Source organism: Geomonas oryzae, assembly GCF_004117875.1.
Classification (GTDB): Bacteria; Desulfobacterota; Desulfuromonadia; order Geobacterales; family Geobacteraceae; genus Geomonas; species Geomonas oryzae.
Genome location: NZ_RAHW01000001.1, coordinates 37795 through 64179, shown reverse-complemented (window position 1 = coordinate 64179; position 26385 = coordinate 37795). Strand labels below are relative to the sequence as shown.

Below are 26385 nucleotides of genomic sequence, written 5' to 3'. Positions count from 1 at the left end.
AGCAATGGCAAAGATTGGGCGCGCGCTGGTAAGCGTGTCGGAGAAGGCTGGAGTGGTGGAATTTTCCCGGGCATTGGCCGGTTACGGCGTGGAGATCCTCTCCACCGGCGGGACGGCGAAGCTTTTGCGTGAGGCGGGCATCCCGGTGAAGGACGTTTCCGAGTTCACCGGTTTCCCCGAGATGCTGGACGGCAGGGTCAAAACGCTGCACCCGAAGGTGCACGGCGGCATCCTCGGGATGCGTGAGAACCCGGCGCACGTCGCCAAGATGCAGGAGCACGGCATCGAGCCGATCGACATGGTGGTGGTGAACCTCTACCCGTTCGAGGCGACCGTTGCGAAGGAAGACTGCACCATGGAAGACGCCATCGAGAACATCGATATCGGCGGCCCGACCATGCTCCGCTCCGCGGCCAAGAACAACCGCGACGTCACCGTCATCGTCGACCACGCCGACTACGCGACCGTGCTTGACGAGATGAAGGCTACCGGCGGCAGCGTCTCCCGCGAGACCAACTTCCGCCTGGCGGTGAAGGTATACCAGCACACCGCGGCATACGACGGCGCCATCTCCAACTGGCTTGGCGCACGCACCGGCGAAGGCGTCGCCAAGTACCCGGACACCCTCACCATGCAGTACAAGCTGGCCCAGGGGATGCGCTACGGCGAGAACCCGCACCAGTCCGGCGCCTTCTACGTCGAGAAGGGGGCGAAGGAAGCCTCCATCTCCACCGCACGCCAGATCCAGGGCAAGGAACTCTCCTACAACAACATCGGCGACACCGATGCGGCGCTCGAGTGCGTGAAGCAGTTCGACCAGCCCGCATGCGTCATCGTGAAGCACGCGAACCCCTGCGGCGTCGCGGTTGCCGGCAGCATCATGGAAGCCTACGACCTCGCCTACAAGACCGATCCCGAGTCCGCCTTCGGCGGCATCATCGCCTTCAACCGCGAACTCGACGAGACCACCGCGCGCGCCATCGTGGAGCGCCAGTTCGTCGAGGTGATCATCGCGCCGAAGGTCACCGAGGCCGCGAGCGAGATCGTCGCCGCCAAGAAGAACGTCCGCCTCATGGAGTGCGGTTTCTGGCCGGAACAGCCCGCAGCGCGCTTCGATTTCAAACGCGTGAACGGCGGGATGCTGGTGCAGGACGCCGACCTCGAACTCTTCACCGAGCTCAAGGTGGTGACCAAGCGCGCACCGACCGACCAGGAGATGGAAGACCTCCTCTTCACCTGGCGCGTCGCCAAGTTCGTAAAATCCAACGCCATCGTCTACGGCCGCAGCAACGCAACCGTCGGCGTGGGCGCCGGCCAGATGAGCCGTGTCAACTCCGCACGCATCGCCGCCATCAAGGCCGAGCACGCAGGTATCCCGGTCCAGGGTGCTGTCATGGCGTCCGACGCCTTCTTCCCGTTCCGTGACGGTCTGGACAACGCGGCAAGCGTAGGCGTCACCGCCGTGATCCAGCCGGGCGGCTCCATGCGCGACGCCGAGGTTATCGCCGCCGCCGACGAGCACAACATCGCCATGGTCTTCACAGGGATGAGGCACTTCAGGCACTAATCAATTGATGATTGACAATGGACAATTGACAACGCTGCGTCGTCTTTGTCCATTGTCGTTTTGAGCATCCTCCCCTCCCCTGGAGGGGGAGGGCCAGGGAGGGGGGATTGCTTGTATTTCCCCCCTCCCGACCTCCCCCCTCCTGGGGGAGGAGATTTCACGGAGATACTTATATGAAGGTATTGGTAGTAGGCAGCGGCGGGCGCGAGCACGCGCTGGTCTGGAAGATCGCACAGTCCCCGCTCGTGGAGAAGGTGTTCTGCGCTCCGGGTAACCCTGGGACCGCGACGCTCGCCGAAAACGTCGACATCGCCGTCGACAACCTCCAGGGGCTCCTCGACTTCGCCAAAAAGGAAGGGGTCGAGCTGACCGTGGTAGGCCCCGAGCTCCCGCTCTCGCTGGGGCTTGTCGACCTTTTCGAGGAGAACGGCATGAAGGCCTTCGGCGCGCGCAAGGACGCCGCCATCATCGAAGCGTCCAAGGCATTCTCGAAGGACCTGATGCAAAAGTACAACGTTCCGACCGCGGCATACGGCGTCTTCACCGAGATCCCCGCGGCGATCGATTTCATCGACAAGACCGGCATTCCCATCGTCATCAAGGCCGACGGCCTCGCGGCGGGCAAGGGGGTCATCATCGCCCAGACCCGCGATGAGGCGGTGGCCGCCGTCACCGACATGCTCTCCGGCAACGCCTTCGGCGCCGCGGGCTCCCGCGTCGTCATCGAGGAGTTCCTGAAGGGGGAGGAGGCTTCCTTCCTCGCCTTCACCGACGGCGAACGCATCATCCCGCTTGCCAGCGCCCAGGACCACAAGGCGGTCTACGACGGCGACAAGGGGCCCAACACGGGCGGCATGGGCGCCTATTCCCCGGCACCGGTGGTCACCCCCCCCATCCACGAGAAGGCGATGGCGGAGGTCATGCGCCGCACCGTGGACGGCATGAAGGCGGAAGGGCGCAGGTACCAGGGTGTCCTCTACGCGGGCCTCATGATCGACGGCGATTCGGTAAAGACCCTCGAGTTCAACGCGCGCTTCGGGGACCCGGAGTGCCAGCCGCTTTTGATGCGCATGAAATCCGACATCGTTCCCATCCTCATGGCGGTCGCTTCCGGCAGCCTGGAGGGCGTCGAGATCGAGTGGCACGACAAGGCCGCGGTCTGCGTCGTGCTTGCCGCCGAGGGGTACCCCGCCGACTACCGCAAAGGGGACAGGATCGAGGGGCTTAACGAGGCCGGCAAGGTGGAAGATCTCGTCGTCTTCCACGCCGGGACCAAGATGAGCGGCGATGCCGTCGTCACCAACGGCGGTCGTGTTCTGGGCGTCACCGCCCTCGGCAACACCGTGAAGGAAGCCATCGACCGCGCCTACAGCGGCGTGAAACTCATCTCCTGGCCCGGCATGCACAACAGGAAAGACATCGGCGCCAAGGCGATGAACCGGTAAACCAAACCAAAAACCATTGGCCACGGAGAAAATCTGAGAACTTCGGAGAAAACCTAACAACCATTTGTCACGGCTGAACCTGAGGCTTTTGTTTTTCCAAGCAAAGATCTTTGGTTTCGTTGTACCCGTTAGTTGTTTTTTTGCCGTTCTCAGATTTCCTCAGATTTTCTCCGTGGCTAATGGTTTTATTTTTTGTTCAAGGAGATTTTATGTCCAATCCGACCGTTTTGATTCTGATGGGAAGCGACTCCGACCTTACCACCATGGAGGAGACGGCCAGGGTTCTTACCCAGTTCGGCGTCCCGTACGAGATGCACGTTTCCTCGGCGCACCGCTCCCCCGCCAAGACCTCCAAGCTCACCCGCGAGGCCGAGGGACGCGGCATCCAGGTGATCATCGCCGCCGCCGGCATGGCCGCCCACTTGGCCGGCGTGGTCGCCGCCGAGACGCCGCTTCCGGTCATCGCCGTCCCCCTCGGGGGAGGTGCGTTGAACGGCCTCGACGCGCTCTACGCCATGGTGCAGATGCCGGGCGGCATGCCGGTAGCCACCATGGCGATCGGCAAGGCGGGCGCCAAAAACGCCGGCCTTCTCGCGGTGCAGATGCTCTCCCTGTCCAACCCCGAACTGCGCACGAAGTTCGTCGCTTTCAAGGCCCGCATGGCCGAAGAAGTGGAAGAAAAGGACCAGGCGCTGCAGGCGGCAAGGCAGAACTGATGCCGCTTTCCGGCTGATTTTGCTTGACAACGAAGCCCGGGTTGTATACCTTCGGCGCGTTTACATCCCAAAAAATATGGAGGGAAAACTCATGAAGAAGATTTTTGCTGCTGTAGCTCTGACTCTCGCCTTTGCCGTTTCCGCAATGGCCGCAGACTCCGTCGTTTTTCCGGCTAAAAACGGCAACGTAACCTTCAACCACAAGGCTCACCAGGCTAAAAACGAGTGCAAGGTATGTCACGGTGAAGGCGCACCCGCCAAGATCGCCATCAACAAAGAAGCTGCTCACGGCAAGGCTTGCAAAGAGTGCCACGCAGCCAAAGGCGGCCCGACCAAGTGCGGCGATTGCCACAAGAAGTAAGTTCCCTTAAGGGATAAAAATTGCAGTCTAGGGGTAACAGGTTCGCCTGTTACCCCTTTTTTATGTCCGCTACTGTATTCATCAATTTTTCTTTTGCGCTTATTGCCAATTTGTCTATAATACGTTCCCTGCTATGACAGCTGTACATAACCTATCGGGAGACGGCCTTGACTACGAACAAACGCGGATTTGCACAAGAGGTTTGGGATTTTTTCTGTTCCTTGAGACTTTCGATTTTTCTGCTTATCGGGCTGGCTTTGGTATCCATCATCGGTACCATCATTCCCCAGGGACAGCCGCCCCGTGAATACCTCGCAACGCTGAGTGAGACGAAGTTCAGGCTCTACAGCTCCCTTGGCTTCTTCGACATGTACCACTCCTGGTGGTTCATCCTGCTGCTGTACCTCCTCACGCTCAACCTGATCTGCTGCTCGATCAAGAGGCTGCCGCGCGTCTGGAAGGTCGTCTCCGAGCCGGTGCTCGAGATGGACGAGAACTTCGAGAAGTCCCTCCCCAACGTCAAGGACCTGAAGCTCAAAGGGACCAAGGAAGAACTGAAGGAGCGCATGGCCTCCTTCCTCTCCGCCGAGTTCGCCGCGCCGGTGATCACCGAGAAGAACGGGGCCTATCACCTGTTCGCGCAGAAGAGCCCCTGGTGCCGTCTCGGCGTCTACGTGGTGCACTTCTCCATCATCGTTATTTTCGTCGGGGCCCTGATCGGCTCCTTCTTCGGCTACAAAGGTTACGTCAGCATCCCCGAGGGAGGCGCCATCTCCCAGGTGCAGACCCAAAGCGGCAAGATGATCAACCTGGGCTACGAGGTGCGCTGCGAGAAGTTCTCCGTCACCTTCTACGACACCGGCGCACCTAAGGAGTTCAAGAGCATCCTGACCGTGGTCGACAACGGCAAGCCGGTCCCGGGCCTCACCAGCCGCCCGATCATCGTGAACGACCCGCTTACCTACAAGGGGACCACCTTCTACCAGTCCAGCTACGGCCAGTCCGACGAAGGTGCGCTGTACCACCTCACCGTGCGCGACCGCAAAGGGGGCGCACCCGTCCAACTGACCGCCCGTCAGGGCGAGCGCGTTGCACTTCCGGGCGGCGCCTTCCTTTCCGTGATGGAAGCCACCATGGACGTGCGTCCCTTCCTGAAGGGCTTCGATGGCCCGGGCGCCCAGGTCGAGTTCACCCCGGCCGGCGGCAACCCGCAGCCGTTCGTCATTCTCTCTGACAAATACGAGTCCTTCAACGCGCAGCACGGCGGGGACCTCCTGATCACCTTCAACGGCATGGACCAGAAGTTCTACACCGGTCTGCAGGTCGCCCACGATCCCGGCGTCTGGGTCGTGTGGGCAGGCTGCTTCCTGATGGTGGTCGGCATCTGCATGGCGTTCTTCATGTCCCACAAGCGCGTGTGGGCCCGCGTGACCGAGTCCGGGGTTACCCTGGGCGGTTCCGCCAGCAAGAACCCGGCAGGCTTTGAGATCTGTTTCGATGACCTTGTTGAGAAGATCAACAAGGCTTAGAGGATAAAAACCATAACTGGGGGCTTGCCCCATCGCCGATCTAACTGAATGACCGGAGGGTAATATCGATGTCCAGTTCCATGCTTTTCAATGTGACCATGGTTCTTTATATGGTCTCGACCTGCATATTCTTCGCTTTCCTCGCCTCGCGCAGCAAAGCCGTGGGGCTTGGCGGCACCTACGCCGCACTGTTCGGCTTCCTGGTCCAGACGGCCGCCATCGGCCTGCGCTGGAAGGAGTCTTATGACCAGGGGCACGGCCATGCGCCGCTGTCCAACCTGTTCGAGTCGGTGGTCTTCTTTTCCTGGACCATCGTTCTCATCTTCCTGTTCATCGACTTCAAGTACAAGTACCGCGCCATCGGCTTCTTCGTCATCCCGTTTGCACTCTTCGGTATGGCCTGGGCCCAGCTCGGCCTCGACAGCGGCATCGAGCCGCTCGTTCCCGCGCTGCAGAGCAACTGGCTCATGTACCACGTCATCACCTGCTTCCTCGGCTACGCCGCCTTCGCGGTAGCCTGCGGCATCTCGATCATGTACCTGATCCGCGAGAAGATGGAGCAGGGCGGGGGCAACGTCCAGGCCGGCGGTCTCCTTTCCATGTTCCCGTCCATCAGGGTGCTTGACGACCTGAACTACAAAGCGATCATGATCGGCTTCCCGCTGCTCTCCCTCGGCATCATCACCGGCGCCGCCTGGGCCAACTACGCCTGGGGCACCTACTGGAGCTGGGACCCGAAGGAGACCTGGTCTCTCATCGTCTGGTTCGTGTACGCCGCGTTCCTGCATGCCCGCATCACCCGCGGCTGGGTCGGCCGCAGGGCCGCCATCCTGTCGGTGATCGGCTTTGCTGCGACCATCTTCTGTTACCTCGGGGTCAACCTCTTCCTGTCCGGTCTGCACAGCTACGGCAGGTAGTAATTCTGGGAAGGTAAACCGCCTGATGCGACAATCCCTTGCGGCATACTTCTTTTCCGCTGCGCTGTTTCTGTTCTGCGCCGGTGTCACCCTGCTTCCGGGTGGCGCCGGCGCAGAGCCGTTCAAGTGCAGCATCTGCCACAAGGACCTGATCCGCGGGCCGGTCCCGCATAAACCGGTCGCTGCCGGCAAATGTCTGGACTGCCACAAGCAGTTCAACGACAACCACCCGCTCGGCAAGGACAGCATGGGGTTCAAGGTCCCCAAGGAAAACCTCTGCGCCACCTGCCACGGCTATATCGTGCAGAAGCCTTTTCTGCACAAGCCGGTCGGCAAGGGCGAGTGCACCTCCTGCCACATGGCGCACAGCGCCGACTACAAGTCGTTGTTGAAGGACCCGTCCCCGACGCTGTGCTTCCGCTGTCACCCGAAGGATCATTTCACCGGTACCTTCACGCACCAGCCGGTGGCTGAGGGCGATTGCCTCGCCTGCCACGACGCCCACCAGTCCGAAGGTAAATCCCTGTTACGCAAGCCGGGTTCTGAACTCTGCTTCATGTGCCACGACCGCAGCGCCTTCACGGGGAAATCGGTACACCAGCCGGTGCGAAACGGCGAGTGCGTCAACTGTCACATCATCCACGGTGGTCCCTACAGGAAGCTTTTGAAAGAGGATTACCCGACGGTGTTGTACAAGCCGTTCGACAACGATGCTTTCCCCATCTGTTTCCGTTGCCACGATCCCCAGCTCGCCTCACAGGACACGACCGAAGTGTCCACCAAGTTCAGAAACGGCAGCCGCAACCTGCACGCGGTGCACGTGAAGAAGGCGAGCAAGGGGCGTTCCTGCCGGATGTGTCACAACCCGCATGCCGAGGTGCAGGACCGTCTGATCTATCCGAAGGCGGTCGGGTTCGGCAACTGGGACATTCCGATTCGCTATGAGGCGACCCCCACGGGCGGCGGTTGCTCCGTGGGCTGCCACAGGACTTTGCGTTACGACCGGGTGAAGGCCGTTGAGCAGTAGCAGTTCCCATCTCCAGTCACTCCATGCAGGTCCAGCCGTTTCCCCTGTCTGCGCACCGGTCCCATGATGTTGCCGCGAATTTCCGTAGTCATACCGGTGAAGCCGGGAGGAGAGGTGCGCGCCCTTTCTGGGATCGCCCGCGCGACCTATCCTGAAGAGCTCCTCGAAGTGCTGGTCGCCTATGGACGTCAGCCGAGCGTGCAGCGCAACATGGCGGCACGGGAGGCGCGTGGGGAGATCCTCTACTTCCTCGACGACGATTCGCAGGTCGCGCCGGATTTCCTGGAGCGGGCAGCTAAGCACTATCGGGACGAAAGGGTAGCCGCGGTGGGCGGGCCGTCGCTTACGCCGGATAGTGACAACGCACTTCAGCGCGCCATCGGCATCGCCTTCGCCTCGAAGGTCGGGGGGGGCGGGGTTAGAAACCGCTACCGCAAGGCGGGGAGTGCACGTTTCACGAGCGACAGCGAACTGATCCTTTGCAACCTGAGCTTTCGACGCGAGATCTTTCTGGCCCATGAAGGGCTCGACGAAAGGCTCTACCCCAACGAGGAAAACGAACTCATGGATCGGCTGCAGCAGGAGGGGCATCTGCTCGTCCACGATCCGGAGCTGGCCGTGGTTCGCAGTCAGCGTCCCACCTACCGGGCCTATGTGAAGCAGATGTACGGCTACGGACGGGGGCGCGGAGAGCAGACGCTGATTGCCGGCAAGGTGAAACCGGTTTCCTTGGCACCGTCGTTGTTCCTGATCTACGCGTTGCTGGTTCCCTTCCTGCACTCGGCGGTTTTCGCGCTGCCGCTTCTGGGTTACCTGCTCGTCGTCCTGGCCGCGTCGATCAGGGGAGCCATCGACGGACGTGATGTCGCGCTTTTCCCGCGGCTTTTGCTCGTCTATCCGACGCTGCACCTGGTTTACGGCGCGGGAGTGCTGCGGGGCCTGATATCACCGCGCTACCGCGGCGGGAAACAGACGCACTGGGACGTCGAGATCCGGCGGGTGTCAACGGACGTTCAACGTTCAACGTTCAACGTTCGCCAGACACAATCGTAGCGCCGGTTTTTTCGGCGCTGCAACCTCATACGAGCCGAAGGACGTCCTGCTGCTCCTGCCGCCGGGACTACCGCCTCTTTTAAACACACCAATAAATGGAACGTAGAACGTAGAACGTTGAACGTTGAACGTTGAACGGCCGTTCCGGGAGAAGATAGTGGATCTGAGCATAGTGGTGCCGATATTCAACGAGGAAGACAACATCCCGGTCCTGCACGACCGCATCAGCGAGGCGCTGGTAGACACGGGGCTGGAGTACGAACTCATCCTGGTCGATGACGGCTCTTCCGACAATTCGTACTCCGCGCTCAAGCGCCTCGCTTCGAAGGACCACCGGGTCAAGGTGATCCGCCTGCGCCGCAACTTCGGCCAGACCGCCGCCATGTCGGCAGGTTTCGACTCGGCACGCGGGAGGGTCGTGGTCCCGATGGACGGCGACATGCAGAACGATCCGCTCGACATACCGCTGCTTTTGAACCGCATCGACGAAGGGTTCGACGTGGTTTCCGGCTGGCGCAAGGACCGCAAAGACACCTTCGTGAACCGCAAGCTTCCTTCCATACTCGCGAACTCCATGATCTCGAAGATGACCGGGGTCCACCTTCACGACTACGGCTGTACCTTGAAGGCATACCGTCGCGATGTGCTCGAGGACGTGAACCTGTACGGCGAGATGCACCGTTTCGTACCGGCGCTCGCGCACCAGGTCGGGGCTCGTGTCACCGAGATGCCTGTGCGGCATCACGAGCGGCTGCACGGCAAGAGCAAGTACGGCATCTCGCGCACCATGAAAGTCATCCTCGACTTGATGACGGTGAAATTCCTGCTGAGCTACTCCACGAAGCCGATCCAGCTCTTCGGGCGCTGGGGGATTTACACCATCGCCGCAGGTATGCTGAGCGGCGCGGCCACCCTGTACATGAAGTTTTTCGAGGGCACGAGCATGAACCGCAACCCGCTCCTCATCCTCACCGCCTTCCTGCTCTTCATGGGGGTGCAGTTCATCGTTCTGGGACTTCTGGCCGAGCTGAATGCTCGCACTTACTACGAGGCACAGCGCAAGCCGATCTACAACATCAAGGAAAAGCTCAACTTTGGCTAGCGAACCGATCCGCGTTCTGGTGCTGGCGCCGACACCTTTCTTCGCGGATCGCGGCTGCCACGTGCGCATCCTCGAAGAGGCCCGCGCCGCCATGGCTTGCGGCGTCGAACTGCGTCTGGTGACCTACCATATCGGCCGTGACGTCCCCGGCATCCCAACCGAGCGCATTCCCGGATTCTCCTGGTACAAGAAGCTTGAAGCCGGTCCCTCCTGGGTGAAGCCCTTCCTCGACGTGCAACTCTTCTTCAAGGCATGGAAGGTTGCACGCGAGTTCAAGCCACAGGTGATCCACGCCCACCTCCACGAGGGGGCCTTCTTCGGAGCTTTCCTGAAGATGGTGCTCCGCATCCCAATGCTCTTCGATTGCCAAGGGAGTCTTACCGCGGAAATCACCGACCATGGCTTCGTGAAGCCGGGGTCCCTCCTGCAGCGCTTCTTCGCCACCCTCGAACGCTGGATCAATCGCAGTTCCGATTTCATCGTCACCAGCGCAAGCCCGACACTCGAACTGCTCCTGAAGGACGGCGTGCCCAAGGAGCGGGTTCGTGCTCTGATTGACGGCGTTGACACCGGGACGTTCGCGCCGCAACCGAAAGATGAGATCCGTGCCAAGCTCGGGCTACCCGAGAAGCGTCCCGTTGTCGCATACCTCGGTCTTATGAACAGCTATCAGGGAATGGATTTGCTGCTGGAGGCTGCCGCTTATCTGAAGGGGCAAGGGGCGAAGATCCACTATCTTATCATGGGCTTTCCCGACGCGCCGTATCGCGAGAAGGCGGAAGCGATGGGGATAGCCGATATCTTCACCTTCACCGGCAGGATCCCTTACGACGAGGCGCCGCTTTACCTGAACGCCGGCGACTTGGCCGTGTCCCCGAAGGTCTCCCTCACCGAAGCCAACGGCAAGCTCTTCAACTACATTGCCTGCGGGTTGCCCACCGTCGTCTTCGATACACCCGTCAATCGCGAAATCCTGGGAGAAGCCGCGCTGTACGCGAAGTTCGGAGACCCGGTCGATCTGGCCGGAGCCATCGGGCGTCTCGCAGGTGACAGCGAGTTGCGTGAGGAGATCGGTGCTGAAGGCCGCGAGCGGGCGGTCAATCTACACTCGTGGCAGACCCGTGGAAGGGAGCTGTCCGAGATCTACCGCGAATTGGTTGGGAACCGGTAGCGAAACGGGGAAGAAGGCAGGCTCCGTCCAAATTCGTTGAATCCGGTTCAGATTCGTTGAATCCGGTTCAGATTCGTCGAATCCCGTCCTGATTCGTCGAATCCGGTTCTGATTCGTCGAATCCCGTTCAGATTCGTTGAATCCCGTTCAGATTTGATGAATCCGGTGCGGATTCGTCGAATTAAATTCAAATTCATCAAATCCGGATGCGATATGGCGTTTGCGGTGCGAGTACAGTCGGTGTGGCGCCTTCTCTTTTGGATGGCACGCCGTCGGTTAGTTTTTTGTTGATTTCGGATTGACTATCAACTACTGTTCACTTCATGAACGGTGACGACGAAAAGGTTTTAGATACTTATCGCTCTTTTCTCCTCCTCTCGGAGATCTCAGGAGACCAGCAACTCTCGCAACGCGAGCTCGCGAAACGCCTCGGCATCGCGCTCGGCTTGGTGAACTCCTACCTGAAGAACCTCGTAGCCAAGGGGTTTGTCCGGGTCGCCAACTTCCCAAGAAATCGCTACGCCTACCTCCTCACCCCCAAAGGCTTCGCCGAGAAAAGCCGGCTCGCCTACCAGCACCTGAGTTACTTCTCCGGCCTCTACACCGTTGCCCGTCAAGACTACCTGAAGCTGTTCAAGTCCCTCTCGGCACACGGGGTGACCAAGGTCGCCTTCTGCGGCATAGACGAAGTTGCCGAGATCGCCTATCTCTCATTGAAGGAAGCCGGGCTGGAATTGACAGTCGCGATGGACACACAGGCGGCCGGGAGCAGGTTCTTCGAAAAGGCCGTAGTCACTCCGGCAATCGGCCTCTTGTCGGGCAACCACAATATCGTCATCACCTCCTTGAAGCGCGGGGACGCCCTGCGCGAGGAGCTGCTGCGCATGGGCGTCGAACCCGAGCGGATTCACCAGGCAGGTCGGATCTGACTACAAGGGAATTATGAATCAGGCATGGGTTAGCTACCTCCCCTCCTTCCTACGGAGAAGGGTTGAAGGTAGGCACGAACTACAGAAGGTTCTCAGCAATACAGGCTGGCTCTTCGGCGATCGACTGCTCCGAATGGGGGTAGGCCTTTTTGTCGGAATCTGGATCGCCCGCTATCTTGGGCCGACCCAGTACGGCGTGTTGAGCTATGCCGCCTCGATGATAGCGGTGTTCTCGGCGATAGCAGTGCTGGGCCTCGACGCCATCGTAGTTCGCGAAGTGGTTAGAGAACCGGAGAGGGAACGGGAGATACTCGGCACCGTCCTCACCTTGCGCTTGTTGGCCAGCCTTAGCGCATACGTCTTGACCGTTGCCGCCACTTTCTTCCTGCGCCCTGATGACCGCTTGTCCCAGCTTCTAGTTGCCATCATGGGATGGGCGATGATCTTCGGTGCCTTTGACACGATTGATCTCTGGTTCCAGTCAAAGGTTCTGTCAAAGTTCGTCGTCTACGCGAAAAATTCCGCTTTTCTGATCGCCTCCATAGTCAGGGTGGTCCTCGTTGTAACTAAAGCGCCTGTCGCCGCTTTTGCGGCAGCGAATTCACTGGAGTTCGGCCTCGCAGCAATCGGCCTCTGCTATGTGTATCGCAGTAACGGACAAGCGATCAGCAAACTGAGGGCGAGATGGGATATAGCACGCAGACTGCTGGCTGACTGTTGGCCCCTCGTATTGTCGAGCGTTATCTTCATGGTCTATCTGCGTATAGACCAGATCATGCTCGGGCAGATGGGCACCTCGCATGAACTCGGCATTTATGCCTCAGCAGTGAAGATAGCTGAAATCTGGTTTTTCATCCCGACAGCAATAGTATCCTCGGTTTTTCCCAATATCGTACGGGCGAGGGACGTTGACGAGACGGAGTTTTACAGCCGCCTGCAAAAGCTTTACAACCTCCTTGCCTTCCTCGGGTACGCCATCGCGATTCCGACCACGTTTTTGGCCAGCGTCGTCGTTTATCTTTTCTACGGTGAGGCATACGCAAGTGCGGCGCCTATGCTGGTGCTTCTCATCTGGAGCGACGTTTTCGCCAATCTCGCCGTCGCAAGAAACACCTTCCTGATGGCGATGAATTGGACCAGGGTCCTCCTCGTCATGACCTTTCTGGGGGCCATGGTGAACATCGCGTTGAACTTTTGGTGGGTGCCGAAGTACGGCGGTGTCGGTGCGGCAGCCGCCTCGCTTATTTCCTATTGGTTCGCGGCGCACGGCGGTTGCTTTCTTTACAAGCCTTTGCGCAGAACCGGCGGCATGTTGACTCGGGCCTTGATCTACCCGCGCTTCTGGTAGCCTGGCTTCCGATACTGCGGACCGAAGGGAAAGGTCCGAAAGGAGATCGCAGGAAATGAACCTCGATGAGTCCATCGTCGGCCTCGCCTCGATGACGGGGAAGAAATTAGACTATCGCGACCTGGATGGGATACGGGAGCTGTTGCGGCAAGTGTCGCATGAGGTTTGTCTTGCAAACGCAGCACCTGATCTGCCTCTGGCCGGCATCGTAAAACCCGGGAGCTCGGTCCTCCTGAAGCCCAACTGGGTGCTTCACCGGAATTTCAGCGGCCAAGGAAACGATTGCCTCGTTACGCATCCCAACTTCGTCCTTGCGGTGCTGAAGGAGGTATTCAGCTGCTCTCCAAAGAAAGTGGTCATAGGGGATGCGCCGGTGCAGGGTTGCGTCTTTGATGACATCGTCACGGAGAGCTGGCGCAAAGAGGTCGAAAAAATAGCAACCTGCCCGTATGAAATCGTCGACTTCAGAAGGACCGTCCTCAAAGAAGGCGGGCTGGCAGCCGGGCAGGTGACCGATGCGCGTCCCGAGGACAGGTTCCTTCTGTTTGACCTCAAAGAGGACAGTCTTTTGGAACCGGTAAGCAAGAAGGACGTTGCCTTCCGGATAACCTGCTACGACCCTGACATCCTCGCCAAGCGTCACCACAAAGGGAGACACCAGTACCTGCTGTGTAAAGAACCCTTTGAAAGCGACGTCATCATCAATCTCCCGAAAGTGAAAACGCACAAGAAAGCCGGGCTGACCGCGGCACTGAAAAATCTGGTGGGTATCAACGGGAACAAGGAATATCTGCCCCATCACCGTGTCGGAAGCCGGCTCGAGGGAGGAGACTGCTACCGTCAGCTCTCTCCCCTGAAAAGGGTTGCGGAATACTGCCTGGACGAGGCGAATAGAAACATCGGGACGCAGGCTTGTTCCAGATGGATGAAAGGGTTCGAGAAGATCATAAAGCTGCGCTCCCGGTTCGGCGACACCGAAATCGAGGGGGGCTGGTACGGCAACGATACGGTCTGGCGGATGGCGCTCGACCTGAACAGAATCGCGCTTTACGGCAGGCTTGACGGCACCATGTCTGATGAAAAGCAAAGGCACATCTATTCCATTGCGGACGGGATCATCGGGGGGCAGGGGGAAGGGCCTTTGGCGCCGGAGCCGTTGGAACTTGGTATCTGCACCCTGGCAGCTTCGTCCGCCTACGCGGACCTCGTTCACAGTTACCTCATGGGGCTGGACTTCAGGAAGATCCCGCTGGTGAGGGAGGCTTTCGGGGATTTCCGATTCCCGTTGGTTCCCGGGGATGCGGCGTCCTGCCGGGTGGCGGCACGGCAGAGGCTTTACCGGCCGGAGGAAGCCGCAGCCGAATTCGGACGAAGGGCGACCCCTGCGAGAGGGTGGCAAGGACACATTGAGTTATAGCTCCTGCAAGGACGCTAAGGAGATGGGAATGTTGATAGGGATACATCCGGATCATGCCTGGGGGACCAGCTTTTCCGACAAATGGATACCGTTTCTGAAGACTCTCGACGTGGAAGTGAAGATCCTGGATCTGCTTCGACAGGACGCGCTTGACCAGGTCAAAGGATGCGACGGCGTCATGTGGCGCTGGGCGCACCGGGCGCAGGACAAGCAATCGGCGAAGATGATCCTGTACGTCATCGAGCAGTATCTAAAGCTCCCCGTCTTTCCCGATAACAAAAGCGCTTGGCACTTCGATGAAAAGGTGGCGCAGAAATACCTCCTGCAATCGCTGAATGTGCCGCTGCCGGATCAGTGGGTCTTTTGGAGCCAGGAAGAGGCGTCGGAATGGGCCGGGAGCCAAGCCGGGTATCCCGTCGTCTTCAAGCTTTCGGTAGGTGCCGGAGCCTCGAGCGTGGCCAAGGTGGATTCCTGCGCCGAGGCTGAGGCCTTCATAGACAGGATGTTCAAGAGGGGGATCTTCCCCATGACCATGAACGAGTTCCGTCCCCGGATCATTCCTGCCAGCCGTCGCGAGGCGAAGAACGCTTTCCATCGCTGCACCGATACTTTCGGTTACCTGATGCTGAACCAGTACCCCCGGCTGGACGCGGAATGGTGGAAGCCTGAAAAGGGGTACGCACTGTTCCAGGAATTTCTCCCCGGCAACGATTACGACACCAGGATAACCGTCATAGGCGACAGGGCTTTCGGGTTCAGAAGATATAACCGGCCCAACGATTTCAGGGCGTCCGGCAGCGGCAACATAGATTACGATCCGGCCGGCATCGATCTCGAGATGGTAAAGATAGCGTTCGAGACTTCGAGGGGCGCAGGCTTCACGTGCATGGCATACGACTTTCTTTACAAGGACGGGAAACCTGTGGTTTGCGAAATCAGCTACACCTTCGCCGACCATGCCATCCATTCCTGTCCCGGGCACTGGGACGGCAACCTCAACTGGCATGAAGGGCAGATGTGGCCGGAAGATGCCCAGATCATCGATTTCGTCGAGACAATCCGCAGGGGAAGAACAGCGTCATGAGGATCGGCTTTGTCACCACGGAATACGTGACGGAAGAGCAGAACTACGATGGGGGGCTCGCCAATTACCTGAGCAGAATCTGTCTCGCGTTGAGGGATAAGGGGCACGAGCCGGTCGTGATCGTTGCATCGTCACGCGACGGGAGGCTTCGGCACAACGGAATTGAGGTCAACAGGGTGAAGGCCCTGTGTTACCGCAAAAGGTGGATGAAGATCCTCCAGTTCCTGCCCGGGCTCGACTGGAAAATCGTCAGCCGGCAGCTGAATGATAAAATCAAGGCCCTGCACAAGGAGAACCCATTCGACGTGGTTCAGTACGCGAGCGTTGGAGCCACCGTTCTTTCACGGCGCGGGGACATCCCCTCAGTGGTGAGAATTTCCGGGAACCAGAAACTTTGGGATATCGCTTACGAGGAGGCGCCGTCCCGAAAGAAGCGTGTCTACCAGGACCTCGAGATCGAGGGCTTGGCGCGCGCCGACTCGCTCTATGGTCCGAGCAGGGTCATCGCCGATTACCTGAAGGCCAATCACCATTTCGACATCCAAATAATCGAGACTCCGTTCGTTCAGGAATGCAGCTCATTAGACACCGGCCTCTACAACGAGATACGCACGGAAGTGCCCGGTGATTATCTCCTGTTTTTCGGGTCGCTGGGACTCGCGAAGGGGGTCAAGACCATAGCCGACATGGTGCATGAACTTCTCGAAAGGCATCCGGCACTGGCGGTGGTGTTCGTAGGTAAGGACATGGGCTACAACGGCCGCCCCATCATGGACTACGTTCGCGCAAAAGCGGGAGAACATGCCGACAGGGTCGTCTGGCACGACCGGGTGAAACATGAGCAGCTTTATCCCGTCATAGAAGGGGCAAAGCTCGTCCTGTTGCCCTCGAGGATCGACAACTTTCCCAACTGCTGCGTCGAGGCCATGGCTTTCAAGAAGGTGGTGGTCGGGACAAAAGGCGCGAGTTTCGAGCAGTTGATAGATGACGGCGTGAGCGGGCTGCTGGCCGTTCCCGATGATCCGCGGAGCCTGCTCTCGGTGGTGACGAAGGCGCTTGGCTTGTCGGAGGAAGAGTTGCGGGAGATGGGAGCGCGGGCCGCACGCCGCACCATGGAGCTGTCGCCGGAAAGGATAGTAGAGCAGTTGCTGGCCTACTACCAGGATGTGATAGGGCGGGTGAAGTAGAGTGGCCGGTTCGCACGAACCCCTGCGCGGGAAGAGGGTGGTTTTCGTCTTCGGAAGCCTCGACTTAGGAGGCGCCGAGCGCCGCGGGCTCTTGTTGGCGGAGCACCTCCAAAAAAACGTCGGAGCCGTTGTTCGGGTGGTCGGGCTCAATGATACCCCCGGAAGGCTCTCCGCCCTGTGCGATCAGCTCGGAATCCCATGGAGCGGCGTCTCCTTTCATTGGGGATTGAGACGTCGCGTTGCCTCTTTCCTGAGGGCGCTCCGGGTGATTCGCCGAACGAGACCCGATGTCGTCCTTTCCTATACGCGCGTTCCCAACCTTGTCTGCGCCTGGGGAAAAAGATGGCTCGGTGCGAAACTCCTCGTGTGGAACCAGGCCGACGAGGGGTTGCTGCTGAACGGTTCCGCGGCGTTTCGCCTCGCGGCTCGGGCGCCGGACTGCTTCATTTCCAATTCGAAGGGGGGGAGTGCTTTCCTGATCGGGACCTACGGTCTCCCCCCGGAAATGGTGAAGGTGGTGCCAAACGGCGTGGCGATGTCCGCGCCGCGGATTGGAAGGGATGAGTGGCGTCGGCAGTGGGGCGTCTCTTCGCAGGTCCCTGTCGTCGGCATGGTTGCCAACCTAAGCGTCTACAAGGATCACGACACCCTGATCAGGGCGTGGGGCAGGGTCGTTGCTGTCGGATGGGAACACCCCCCCGTGCTGGTACTTGCCGGGCGGTGCGACGGTACCGAGCAGGGGCTGAAAAATCTTGCCGGCGAGCTGGGAATTTCCGAACTGGTGAAGATCGTGGGGGGCGTCGACGATGTGCCCGGCCTGCTTCAGGCGCTCGATCTCTTCGCATACTCCTCGAAAAGTGAAGGGATCCCGAACGGCGTGCTGGAGGCGATGGCATCGGGGTTGGGGGTGGTCGGCACCGATATCCCCGGCATCCGGGAGGCGGTGGGAACTGAGGGGGAGGCATACCTCACCCCGGTAGGTGATGGCGACGCGATGGCCGAGCGGATAGTGGCGTTATTGAGGGATGAACCCTCCAGGCGGCGCTTGGGACAAGCCTTGCGGGAGCGGGCCGAGCAGAGCTTCTCCCTTGACCTCATGTGCCGGAGTTCGGTGGAAATCATTTCCGATGCATTTCTTGGATGCCTAAGCAAGGCTGCGGCCGTGGAGAACGGGTGAACATGACGCCCCTTGAAAAAGATATGTTTGCGGTACGGTTGAATGAAAACCGGTTCGTGCGGCTGGTTGCGGCCTGCGGCATGCTGCTTGGCAGGTTGCTCCCGGTCGGCAAAGGGGCTCCGCTGTTCTTTTTCTTCCCGTTCTTTCACGTGGGGGGCGCGGAAAAGGTGCATGCGGCGATCGTCAGATGCTTCACCGGGGAACAGCCGTGGGTTTTTTTCACCAAGAAGTCCGCAAATCAGTGCTTCCTTTCCTTGTTCGGAACCGACGCGCGGCTTTGCAACCTCTGGCAACTGTTGAAATACGGGTATCCTCTCAGCGTCGGCATCATGGCCGGGTTTATCAACCGCCACCGCCGACCGGTCGTCTTCGGCTGCAACAGCCTGTTTTTTTACCTGCTCCTCCCCTACCTGAAGAAGGAGGCCCGCTGCATCGACCTCATGCATGCCTTCGGCGGCGGCTCCGAACATTTCAGCCTTGCTGCCGCGGAGCGGCTCGACGCACGTGTGGCCATCAACGCGAGGACCGTTGCCGACCTGAAGGCCCAGTACCAAGCCGAGGCGGTGTCCGCTTCGTTGGCGGACCGGATCGTCCTGATCGAAAACTGCGTGAAAGTGCCGGCTGAACTGCCACACAAGGCGCGGGGTGAGAAGTTGAAGGCGCTTTACGTCGGCAGGGGATCGGAGGAAAAGCGGGTGCACTTGGTGGGGCGGATCGCGTCGCGCTGCCGGCAGCAAGGGATACCCGTTGAAGTCGTCATCGTAGGGGATGCCCTCCACGCCGTAGAGGAGCGGGATCGTGCCGATTGCACCTTCCTTGGCGAGATCTCCGATGAAGAGCAATTGCAGTCGGTGTACCGCGATGCGGACCTGCTGCTCCTCACCTCCAGCCGCGAAGGGTTCCCGATGGTCATCATGGAAGCCATGGCGTTCGGCGTGGTGCCCATCTCGACCACGGTCGGGGGAATACCCGCCCACGTGCAGTCAGGGACGAACGGCTGGCTGGTTCCCGATACCGCTGACGAAGAGGAGATCGTGGCCATGATGTGCCGGTTCGCGGCCGCCATGTGCGAGGAGCGCGACCTGCTCGAGAAGTTGTCGCAAAACGCCTATGCGTATGCAAAAGAGAATTTCAGCGGGGAATCGTTTTGCGCCGCCTACCGCAGGCTTCTTATGGGTGAAAGATGCTGATATCAATCCTCGTGCCTGTGTTCAACTGGGACATATCCCGGCTGATCACCTCCCTTTTGACGGAGATAGACGCCATTGCTTCGGAGGGAGTCGTCGAAGTCATCGTGGTTGACGACGCATCCACGGACGCTGCGCTTCTTTCGGCAAACAGCGCCTTTTTGGGCAGCCATTCCCGCCCTTTTCTACGGTACCTTCCCGCCGAGCGGAACCTGGGGCGTGCCGGGGTGCGCAACCGATTGGCCGCCGAAGCCTCCGGGCGCTTTCTTTTGTTCCTTGACTGCGACGTGCTCCCCGATGCCGCCGATTTCATCGGCAACTACCTCTCCTGCGCGAAGGAGGACTGCCATGACGTCGTATGCGGCGGAATCAGTTACCGCACAAGGGTGATGTCCGGCGCAGAGTTCGATTACCACGCCTACCTCGGCAACCGCAAAGAGGTCAAGCCCGCCGCCCTGAGGAGCCGGGAGCCTTGGCGCCACATCCTGACCTCGAACATCATGGTCAGGAAAAGCGTCTTTCAGGGCACCTCGTTCGACGAGCGCTTCATCGGCTATGGGTACGAAGACATCGAGTGGGGAATCCGGCTTTCGAAACGATACCGGATCCTGCACATAGACAACACGGCCTCGCATCTTGGGCTGTCATCGAAGGCGACGGTCTACCAAAAGATGCGTGCTTCGGTGCGGAACTATCTGCTGCTCAAGGAGCTTTGCCCGGAGGCTTTCCATGCTTCGGCCGTCAGCAAACTGGTCCGTTTCCTGGAATCCGTGCCGGCTCCGCTACTGACGGCGGCGGACCGGCTGCTGAAAAACGGCTTCCTGGCGGCCCCTTTTAACAAGCTTTGCTTCGTCTTGTTTCAGCTCAATTTCGCCGTGTTGCTGGCTCATGCCCTGAAAAGGAACGCGGCCGGGCTGCCGCCGCAGGACGCCGCCGCAGGAGGCGCACCTTGAAGATCATCTTTTGGGCACCGTTCGGGATACGTCCCAAGGGGACCGTCATTGCACGCATGGTCCCGCTGGCCGCTGAACTTCAAGCGTCGGGGCACGAAGTCGTCATCGTGGCGCCCCCTTACACCAACCCGGAAGATTCCGGGAAGACCGAGGTGGTCCGTGGGGTACGGCTTGTCAACGTCGACTTGGGGCCGAAGCAAAAGGCCTTGGCCGCACCGTTTCTTGCCTGGCGCATGCTTCGGGTTGCGCTGAAGGAGAAGCCCGACCTCATCCATCTCTTCAAGCCGAAGGGATACGGGGGGATCGCGGCGATGCTCCTCATTGCGCTGCAAACCCTCGGCCTGAGGACTCCGCCGCTCTTTCTGGATACCGATGACTGGGAGGGAGAAGGCGGCATGAACGAGCTTCATGACTACTCAGCTGTCGAAAAGCGTTTTTACCGCTTACAGGAGCAGTGGATCACCCCCCGCGCCCTCGGGGTGACCGTCGCAAGCCGCGGTCTCGAGCACCTGGTCGGTCAGATGGAGGTGCAGCGGGATCACCTGCTCTACCTGCCGAACTGCGTTGCCGCGGCGACGGCCGGTGACGGGCAGGCGGTTCGCGCCGGGCTCGGGATCGCACCCGATGCGCCCGTTCTTTTGCTGTACACCCGTTTTTTCGAGTTCAGTCAGGAAAAGCTGCATTTCATCTTCGCCGAGATCCACAGGCAGGTAGCCGGGGTCCGCTTCCTGGTCGTGGGGAAGGGGAGACGCGGGGAGGAGGGGCTGCTGCTGCAATCGGCCGGAGAGTCCGGTTTCGATGCCGCCTTGGTGATGGCAGGGTGGGTTGCTCCTGAAGCCATACCGGATTACCTTGCGGCAGCGAACGTCGCCGTCTATCCCTTTGCCGATACGCTGGTCAACCGTTGCAAGTGCCCGGCGAAGCTGACCGAGATCCTTTTGGCGCAGGTTCCGGTCGTGGCGGACCGGGTGGGGCAGATCGCCGAGTATATCGATGACGGCAGGTCAGGCGTTCTCTGCGATCCTGACGATTGGCGACAAATGGTGGACCGTACCGTTGAATTGCTCAAAGCGCCGGCGCTGCAGCAAAGTCTTGGTGGGGCCGGATGTGCACATCTTCAGGAAAACTTCAACTGGGGGGCGGCCGCCCGGTCCCTCCACCGGTTTTATCTGTCCACGATGCACGCAGGCTCACCGGCACATACCCAAGCGAGGGGATGACGGAACCTGCCTTAACAATTGCACAAATTCGCAAATGTGTGGATAATGCGACGCTGGCTACGGTCTCTCAACAAAAGGTGAGGCCGATTTTTGCCCTGATCATGGAGTGTAAATCGCGATGACCGCCCGCAAGAAAGATCTGCTCATTCTCTCAGGACTCCTGGCAGTTCTCTTGATCCTTTTTTCAAAGATCCTCTTCACCACGCAGATAATCCGAGCTCCGGATATTCTCAACGAGTTTTACTGGGGGGTGAAGGATTTCGGCAACAGGCCGTTTGGGTCCATCTTCCGAGTGGACCTCTCCAGCGCCGGGTGGAATCCGTTCATAAATTCCGGGCACACCAACGAAGGGGGGATGGCCTCGGAGCAGTTCCTCTTTTTCCGCAACCTCGTCTTCTGGATTTTTCCCGCTCCGGCCAACGTGGCCTGGTACATCGTGCTCCAGCTTTTCATCGGCGCCGCCGGTGTCTACTGCTTTTGCAGGCTCCTCGGTGTCGGGGCTTGGGGGGCATTGGTTGGTGGGCTCGTCTTTGCGATAGCACCGGAAAACGCCTCTTTGATCAACGCCGGGCACGTGATGAAGATCGCCACCATCACCTTTGCCCCTTGGGCTTTTTACTTCCTGGAAAAAGGCTTCAGAACGAAACGACTTTTCTACTTCCTCACGACGGCCTTCGTTCTGGCGTACCAGTTCTTCCACACCCACTGGCAGATCGCCTACTACACCTGTCTCGCCGTCGGGGTCTACGGCATTGCGCGCTCGCTTATGGTAGTTTTGGGCGACCAGGGGGGGCAAAAGGAGTTCCGTCGCCTGTTGGTCTTGAACCTCGCGCTGCTTTTCTTCTTTCTCACCACCGTGGCGATGTCGCTGGTTCCCCTGGCCAACTGGTCCAAGGAGACCAACCGCGGCGTGAACAGCGGAGCGAACGTTAGCGCTTCGGCGGGGCAGACCGAGGCGAAGGGGGGGCTCGCGCGCGAGGAGGCGATGTCCTGGTCCATGCCGCCGGAAGAGGCTGCCGCCTTCATCATCCCGGGCTTCTTCGGCTTTTCCCGCCAGGAGGCGGGGCCCAATCCCGCTAACATCGACTCCTACTACTGGGGGCGGATGAACTTCACCCAGACGGTGAGCTACATGGGTCTTCTCCCCTGGCTGCTGCTCCCATTGCCGCTCATCTTCCGGCGTGACCGCTACACCTGGCTCGCGCTCTCGGCGGTCGTCGTCGGCATCCTGTTTTCCATGGGGAAATACACCCCTTTCTACAACCTGCTTTTCGACTACTTCCCGGGGATCAACCGCTTCCGGGTACCCAAGATGATCATGTTCATCCCGGTGCTGGGGCTTGGTGTCCTCTCCGCCTTCGGCCTCGACCTGCTGCTAGATCCCGCGGTCCGTTCCCGGCGCGAATTCAAGCACTACGTCGCCGGGGTAATCATGCTTCCCTTGCTTTTGATGGTGCTCGCGGTGGTGGAGCTTGCCACCGGCAACTTCTGGGTGAACCACTTCATCGACATCCTGGCGCGCCCCACCCGCTACGAGGCGCAGAGCCAGCAGCTCGTGCTGCAGCGCTGGCGCAACATCCTTACCGAGACCTGGATCGCCGCGGGGCTCTCGACCCTCTTCGCCGTCGCCTTCTTCCTCTACCATCGAGGCAAACTGGCCGCCAAGGCGCTCCCCTTCGTGCTGATCGGGCTCTTCCTGCTGGACACCGGGCGCGTTAACGCCAAGTTCCTTTTCGTGGTGGATGAGCCGCACCGCGAGGCGACCGCCAAGGCACCTGAGATCGCCTACGTGAAGGGGGCGGGGACCGAGTACCGCACCCTGCCGCTTGGCGGCGATCCCATGCCTTACGCAGCCTCGGGCGTTCCGGTCATGTTCACCTCGAACGCGGTGCAGCAGCGTCGCTGGCAGGAGTATCTCGACAACTTCAACCTGATCTCCGGGATGCCCGACATCCTCAACGTGAAGTATCTCGTGATGACGAAGGAGCAGTTCGAACAGGACAAGACGGGGCTTGCCGGCAAGTACCGTCCCGTTTATACGACGCCGGGCGGCCTGGTCGTCCTCGAGAATCCGACCGTGCTCCCGAAGGCGTGGCTTGCGCCGGTGGCGCTGCAGGTGGAAAAGCCGGAGGAGATGCTGGGCGCGCTGCAAAGTCCGCAGTTCAACCCGCGCACCATGGCACTCGTGGAGACGCCCGCTCCCATCCCGGTCGCGAAAGATCCGAAATGGAACGCTCCCCCCGACGCGGCCGGGCAGGCGCGCGTCACCAGGTACGAGGCCGAGCGGATCGACGTCGACGCGGCGGTGAAGCTGAATTCGATGCTGGTATTGGGGGAGAAATATTACAAAGGGTGGAAGGCGACCGTCGACGGCAAGGCGGCAGAGATCTACCCCGTAGACCATGTCCTGCGCGGCATCTACCTCACCCCCGGTTCGCACAAGGTGGAGTTCGTCTTCGATCCGACACCGTTCAAGGTCGGTAAGTATCTGACCCTCGCCTCCTTCGCGATCTTCGCGCTCTTCCTCGGGCGGGAGGTTTGGGCGAGGAAAACACAGGAAGGCCTAAAGGCTGGAAAGGCTTAAAGGCAAAGCATTTTTTTAACGCAAAGACGCAAAGGCGCAAAGAAAACCTTTTTTGGGGGGAAACCAAGACTTCAGACCCAATCCATTTTTCTCTGAGGCTTTGCGTTACGTGAGTTTTGATTAAATTCCTTTTACCGTTATGCTCCTCTTTTTCGCTTCATGTCCTGGAGGTGTGAAATGACGGAAAATGAGTTGAGCACTCACATCCTCGCTTGTGCTGTAGAGGCTCACAGAAACTTGGGTGGCCCCGGCCTTCTCGAATGTGTGTACGAGGAGGCCCTTGCCTGGGAATTGAAACAACGCGGATTTCATGTCGGACGACAGTTGGAGGTGCCTGTAATTTACAAAGGGCACGAATTGGCAGTTCCGCTCAGGCTGGATCTTTTGGTCGGAGAGTTGGTGATAGTCGAAGTGAAGGCCGTGAGTCAGTACAACACCATCTTTGAATCGCAGACACTCACCTACCTGCGCATGCTGAACCTGAAGTTGGGGATGGTCATCAACTTTGGTGAAAAGCTGGTCAAGGACGGAGTTCATAGAGTAGTGAACGGTTTGTGACGGTAGTCGATGGAAGAGGCAACAGCCATTTATTAACGCAAAGACGCAAAGGCACAAAGAACTTCTGGGGTGAACCCAAAGCCAAAGCCTTTTATTAACGCAAAGACGCAAAGGCGCAAAGAACTTCTGGGGTGAACCCAAAGCCAAAGCCTTTTATTAACGCAAAGACGCAAAGGCGCAACGAACTTCTGGAGTAAACCCAAAGCTTTTTTGGGGTAAAACTAAATGCTTTTGGGTTTATGGGTTTCTTTGCGTCCTTGCGGCTTTGCGTTACAAATTGGTTTTTGAGTTTTCGGGTTTTGTCCTTTGCGTTTTTTATAGGTTTTTATGGTCGTAACTGCTGAACATGAAACTTTGGACGAGTTATCCGGGTATGACCTGCGCATCATACAGCCGCGGCACGGATACCGGTTCTCGGTTGACCCGCTGCTTTTGGCGGACTTTGCAAGGGTCAGGGACGGGGAGTCCTGCGCGGACCTCGGAACGGGGTGCGGGGTGATCGCGCTGCTCCTGGCACGCCTGGCACAAAACTCGTCGGTGACGGCGATCGAGTTCCAGCAGGTGATGGCGGACATCGCCAACCGCAACGTCGCACTGAACAGCCTCTCGGACCGGGTACGGATTGTCGAGGATGACGTTCTGTCGCTGAAGACGCATTTCCCCGTGGACAGCTTCGACCTGGTGGTGTCGAACCCTCCCTATCGCCGCCCCGGAACGGGAAAGGTGAGCCCGAGACGGGGACGCGACGAGGCACGACACGAGACGAGCGCGACGCTCGCCGATTTTCTCGCCGCGGCCAAGTACCTGGTGAAGCCTTCCGGGCGGATCTGCCTCATCTACCACACCTGCCGCCTGGCGGAACTGATGGCGCAGGCGGCGGTGCAGAAGCTGGCACCCTTGCGGCTGCGCATGGTGCACGGCAACACGCGGATGGATGCCCGGATGTTCATGATCGAGCTGGCAAAGGGAAGGACGGGCGAGCTGAAGGTGGAGCCGCCGCTTTTCGTGCGCGGCGAGGATGGCGGGTACAGCAGCGAGAAGCTGCGAATCTATAAAGGCTTGGAATAGTTCCGGACCCTGTTTATACCTGGTGTTCCCGGTCTCTTTTGATGAGTCTCTCGAACACGGCGCGCAGTTCCGGGTCGTCGACGGCCTGCGCCTGTTCCTTGATCCAGGCCTGCTCGTCCTCGCTCAATTTGCGCCGCTTCACGGCCTGCTGCGGCTTCGGCGCGGCGGACTTGACCTTGCCCGCCTTCATGTGCAGCTCCTTGACCAGTTCTTCGTCGAGGGCCTCGTTCACCTTGGCGATGAGGTCTTTCTTCAGGTAGGTGAGCTGCTGCAGCCACGGCCCGCTGTCGACGTGAACGGTGAGGGTCCCTTCGCGGAAGGCTACGGGCTGGGCGTGCGCGGCGATCTTTTTGCCGATCGCTTCGTCCCAGACTTCCCAGATGCGTCCCTCCTTGAGTCGCAGCTCCGCCGGGGTGCCCCGGAGGATGCTGCCCAAAAGGTCGGTGACGGATGCCGGCCGGCGCATCCTGGGGCGGCTAGTCTTCATTGACGGGATGTCTCTTCCGGTACGTCCTGCCGCCGATAACCTGGCCAAGCACGGCGCTCGAGATGCTGAAGGGGATGAAGCCCCACCCCAGACCGGTCTTGATCCTGAAGTAGATGATGGCGGGGATGGAGATGTGGACGTAGAAGTACCAGGCGAAGGAAAACTTCGGGTAGGATTGCCTCTGGTAACCCAGCGGGATGTTCACTAAGGTAGCCAGCACCATGAGGGTGGCGGCTTTGAGTACGGTTTCCATGTTGACCTCTTGGGTCGGTAATACTATGGGTTTGACCTCTCTTTG

At 59.6% G+C, this 26385-nt stretch carries 24 protein-coding genes; 22 read left to right on the top strand and 2 right to left on the bottom strand.

Features of this window, described 5'->3' with window-relative positions:
- Positions 1 to 4: 4 nt before the first annotated feature.
- The 22 genes from purH (at position 5) to D6Z24_RS00215 (ending at position 25600) form a co-directional block, all read left to right on the top strand.
- Positions 5 to 1567: a bifunctional phosphoribosylaminoimidazolecarboxamide formyltransferase/IMP cyclohydrolase gene (gene purH / locus D6Z24_RS00320; protein WP_129124554.1), complete on the top strand. Its 1563-nt coding sequence runs from the start codon at positions 5 to 7 to the stop codon at positions 1565 to 1567.
- Positions 1568 to 1740: 173 nt separating this feature from the next.
- Positions 1741 to 3012 carry a phosphoribosylamine--glycine ligase gene (gene purD / locus D6Z24_RS00315; RefSeq protein ID WP_129124553.1) on the top strand — a complete coding sequence of 424 codons (1272 nt, stop codon included), beginning with the start codon at positions 1741 to 1743 and terminating at the stop codon, positions 3010 to 3012.
- A gap of 209 nt (positions 3013 to 3221) precedes the next feature.
- Positions 3222 to 3728: a 5-(carboxyamino)imidazole ribonucleotide mutase gene (gene purE, locus D6Z24_RS00310; RefSeq protein WP_129124552.1), complete on the top strand. Its 507-nt coding sequence runs from the start codon at positions 3222 to 3224 to the stop codon at positions 3726 to 3728.
- 91 nt (positions 3729 to 3819) lie between these two features.
- Positions 3820 to 4089, top strand: a complete 270-nt coding sequence (locus D6Z24_RS00305; protein WP_129124551.1) for a cytochrome c3 family protein — start codon at positions 3820 to 3822, stop codon at positions 4087 to 4089.
- Between the two features lie 167 nt (positions 4090 to 4256).
- On the top strand, positions 4257 to 5618 hold the full coding sequence (gene resB / locus D6Z24_RS00300; RefSeq protein WP_129124550.1) for a cytochrome c biogenesis protein ResB: 1362 nt from the start codon (positions 4257 to 4259) through the stop codon (positions 5616 to 5618).
- 68 nt (positions 5619 to 5686) lie between these two features.
- Positions 5687 to 6535 (top strand): c-type cytochrome biogenesis protein CcsB, encoded by an 849-nt coding sequence (gene ccsB, locus D6Z24_RS00295; protein ID WP_129124549.1) that lies wholly within the window; start codon positions 5687 to 5689, stop codon positions 6533 to 6535.
- A gap of 25 nt (positions 6536 to 6560) precedes the next feature.
- Positions 6561 to 7562: a cytochrome c3 family protein gene (locus D6Z24_RS00290; protein ID WP_129124548.1), complete on the top strand. Its 1002-nt coding sequence runs from the start codon at positions 6561 to 6563 to the stop codon at positions 7560 to 7562.
- A 66-nt stretch (positions 7563 to 7628) separates the two neighbouring features.
- Entirely contained in the window at positions 7629 to 8615 is a 987-nt protein-coding gene (locus D6Z24_RS00285; protein WP_129124547.1) for a glycosyltransferase, read from the top strand.
- Between the two features lie 157 nt (positions 8616 to 8772).
- Positions 8773 to 9717 (top strand): glycosyltransferase family 2 protein, encoded by a 945-nt coding sequence (locus D6Z24_RS00280; RefSeq protein ID WP_129124546.1) that lies wholly within the window; start codon positions 8773 to 8775, stop codon positions 9715 to 9717.
- On the top strand, positions 9710 to 10888 hold the full coding sequence (locus tag D6Z24_RS00275; protein WP_129124545.1) for a glycosyltransferase family 4 protein: 1179 nt from the start codon (positions 9710 to 9712) through the stop codon (positions 10886 to 10888). Before D6Z24_RS00280 ends, D6Z24_RS00275 begins: the two co-directional genes overlap by 8 nt.
- A gap of 323 nt (positions 10889 to 11211) precedes the next feature.
- Complete coding sequence (locus tag D6Z24_RS00270; RefSeq protein ID WP_129124544.1) at positions 11212 to 11817, top strand: winged helix-turn-helix transcriptional regulator; 606 nt, start codon at positions 11212 to 11214, stop codon at positions 11815 to 11817.
- Between the two features lie 13 nt (positions 11818 to 11830).
- On the top strand, positions 11831 to 13165 hold the full coding sequence (locus tag D6Z24_RS00265; RefSeq protein WP_129124543.1) for a flippase: 1335 nt from the start codon (positions 11831 to 11833) through the stop codon (positions 13163 to 13165).
- 55 nt (positions 13166 to 13220) lie between these two features.
- A complete protein-coding gene (locus D6Z24_RS00260; RefSeq protein WP_129124542.1) occupies positions 13221 to 14582 on the top strand; it encodes a DUF362 domain-containing protein in 1362 nt (453 codons plus the stop codon).
- A 28-nt stretch (positions 14583 to 14610) separates the two neighbouring features.
- A complete protein-coding gene (locus D6Z24_RS00255) occupies positions 14611 to 15666 on the top strand; it encodes an ATP-grasp domain-containing protein (RefSeq protein WP_129124541.1) in 1056 nt (351 codons plus the stop codon).
- Entirely contained in the window at positions 15663 to 16853 is a 1191-nt protein-coding gene (locus D6Z24_RS00250) for a glycosyltransferase family 4 protein (protein WP_129124540.1), read from the top strand. The genes D6Z24_RS00255 and D6Z24_RS00250 overlap by 4 nt, the downstream gene beginning before the upstream one ends.
- A gap of 1 nt (position 16854) precedes the next feature.
- On the top strand, positions 16855 to 18030 hold the full coding sequence (locus tag D6Z24_RS00245) for a glycosyltransferase (protein ID WP_129124539.1): 1176 nt from the start codon (positions 16855 to 16857) through the stop codon (positions 18028 to 18030).
- 2 nt (positions 18031 to 18032) lie between these two features.
- Positions 18033 to 19220 (top strand): glycosyltransferase family 4 protein, encoded by a 1188-nt coding sequence (locus tag D6Z24_RS00240; protein WP_129124538.1) that lies wholly within the window; start codon positions 18033 to 18035, stop codon positions 19218 to 19220.
- Positions 19214 to 20170: a glycosyltransferase family 2 protein gene (locus tag D6Z24_RS00235; protein WP_129124537.1), complete on the top strand. Its 957-nt coding sequence runs from the start codon at positions 19214 to 19216 to the stop codon at positions 20168 to 20170. The genes D6Z24_RS00240 and D6Z24_RS00235 overlap by 7 nt, the downstream gene beginning before the upstream one ends.
- Positions 20167 to 21390 carry a glycosyltransferase family 4 protein gene (locus D6Z24_RS00230; protein ID WP_129124536.1) on the top strand — a complete coding sequence of 408 codons (1224 nt, stop codon included), beginning with the start codon at positions 20167 to 20169 and terminating at the stop codon, positions 21388 to 21390. The genes D6Z24_RS00235 and D6Z24_RS00230 overlap by 4 nt, the downstream gene beginning before the upstream one ends.
- Before the next feature lie 172 nt (positions 21391 to 21562).
- Positions 21563 to 23974: a YfhO family protein gene (locus D6Z24_RS00225; protein WP_342782598.1), complete on the top strand. Its 2412-nt coding sequence runs from the start codon at positions 21563 to 21565 to the stop codon at positions 23972 to 23974.
- A gap of 177 nt (positions 23975 to 24151) precedes the next feature.
- On the top strand, positions 24152 to 24532 hold the full coding sequence (locus D6Z24_RS00220; protein WP_129124534.1) for a GxxExxY protein: 381 nt from the start codon (positions 24152 to 24154) through the stop codon (positions 24530 to 24532).
- Between the two features lie 327 nt (positions 24533 to 24859).
- Positions 24860 to 25600 (top strand): tRNA1(Val) (adenine(37)-N6)-methyltransferase, encoded by a 741-nt coding sequence (locus tag D6Z24_RS00215; protein WP_129124533.1) that lies wholly within the window; start codon positions 24860 to 24862, stop codon positions 25598 to 25600.
- A gap of 13 nt (positions 25601 to 25613) precedes the next feature.
- Here the strand turns inward: D6Z24_RS00215 and D6Z24_RS00210 are convergent, their stop codons facing one another.
- Positions 25614 to 26087 (bottom strand): DUF721 domain-containing protein, encoded by a 474-nt coding sequence (locus tag D6Z24_RS00210; RefSeq protein WP_162605050.1) that lies wholly within the window; start codon positions 26085 to 26087, stop codon positions 25614 to 25616.
- Positions 26077 to 26340, bottom strand: a complete 264-nt coding sequence (locus tag D6Z24_RS00205) for a hypothetical protein (RefSeq protein ID WP_129124532.1) — start codon at positions 26338 to 26340, stop codon at positions 26077 to 26079. Before D6Z24_RS00205 ends, D6Z24_RS00210 begins: the two co-directional genes overlap by 11 nt.
- Positions 26341 to 26385 lie beyond the last annotated feature (45 nt).

What these genes read in the sequence shown, in the direction of transcription:
- purH (WP_129124554.1), top strand. Translation starts at nt 5, where the DNA reads ATGGCAAAGATTGGGCGCGCGCTGGTAAGCGTGTCGGAGAAGGCTGGA.
- purD (WP_129124553.1), top strand. Translation starts at nt 1,741, where the DNA reads ATGAAGGTATTGGTAGTAGGCAGCGGCGGGCGCGAGCACGCGCTGGTC.
- purE (WP_129124552.1), top strand. Translation starts at nt 3,222, where the DNA reads ATGTCCAATCCGACCGTTTTGATTCTGATGGGAAGCGACTCCGACCTT.
- D6Z24_RS00305 (WP_129124551.1), top strand. Translation starts at nt 3,820, where the DNA reads ATGAAGAAGATTTTTGCTGCTGTAGCTCTGACTCTCGCCTTTGCCGTT.
- ccsB (WP_129124549.1), top strand. Translation starts at nt 5,687, where the DNA reads ATGTCCAGTTCCATGCTTTTCAATGTGACCATGGTTCTTTATATGGTC.
- D6Z24_RS00290 (WP_129124548.1), top strand. Translation starts at nt 6,561, where the DNA reads ATGCGACAATCCCTTGCGGCATACTTCTTTTCCGCTGCGCTGTTTCTG.
- D6Z24_RS00285 (WP_129124547.1), top strand. Translation starts at nt 7,629, where the DNA reads ATGTTGCCGCGAATTTCCGTAGTCATACCGGTGAAGCCGGGAGGAGAG.
- D6Z24_RS00270 (WP_129124544.1), top strand. Translation starts at nt 11,212, where the DNA reads ATGAACGGTGACGACGAAAAGGTTTTAGATACTTATCGCTCTTTTCTC.
- D6Z24_RS00265 (WP_129124543.1), top strand. Translation starts at nt 11,831, where the DNA reads ATGAATCAGGCATGGGTTAGCTACCTCCCCTCCTTCCTACGGAGAAGG.
- D6Z24_RS00260 (WP_129124542.1), top strand. Translation starts at nt 13,221, where the DNA reads ATGAACCTCGATGAGTCCATCGTCGGCCTCGCCTCGATGACGGGGAAG.
- D6Z24_RS00255 (WP_129124541.1), top strand. Translation starts at nt 14,611, where the DNA reads ATGTTGATAGGGATACATCCGGATCATGCCTGGGGGACCAGCTTTTCC.
- D6Z24_RS00250 (WP_129124540.1), top strand. Translation starts at nt 15,663, where the DNA reads ATGAGGATCGGCTTTGTCACCACGGAATACGTGACGGAAGAGCAGAAC.
- D6Z24_RS00240 (WP_129124538.1), top strand. Translation starts at nt 18,033, where the DNA reads ATGACGCCCCTTGAAAAAGATATGTTTGCGGTACGGTTGAATGAAAAC.
- D6Z24_RS00235 (WP_129124537.1), top strand. Translation starts at nt 19,214, where the DNA reads ATGCTGATATCAATCCTCGTGCCTGTGTTCAACTGGGACATATCCCGG.
- D6Z24_RS00220 (WP_129124534.1), top strand. Translation starts at nt 24,152, where the DNA reads ATGACGGAAAATGAGTTGAGCACTCACATCCTCGCTTGTGCTGTAGAG.
- D6Z24_RS00215 (WP_129124533.1), top strand. Translation starts at nt 24,860, where the DNA reads ATGGTCGTAACTGCTGAACATGAAACTTTGGACGAGTTATCCGGGTAT.
- D6Z24_RS00210 (WP_162605050.1), bottom strand. Translation starts at nt 26,087, where the DNA reads ATGAAGACTAGCCGCCCCAGGATGCGCCGGCCGGCATCCGTCACCGAC.
- D6Z24_RS00205 (WP_129124532.1), bottom strand. Translation starts at nt 26,340, where the DNA reads ATGGAAACCGTACTCAAAGCCGCCACCCTCATGGTGCTGGCTACCTTA.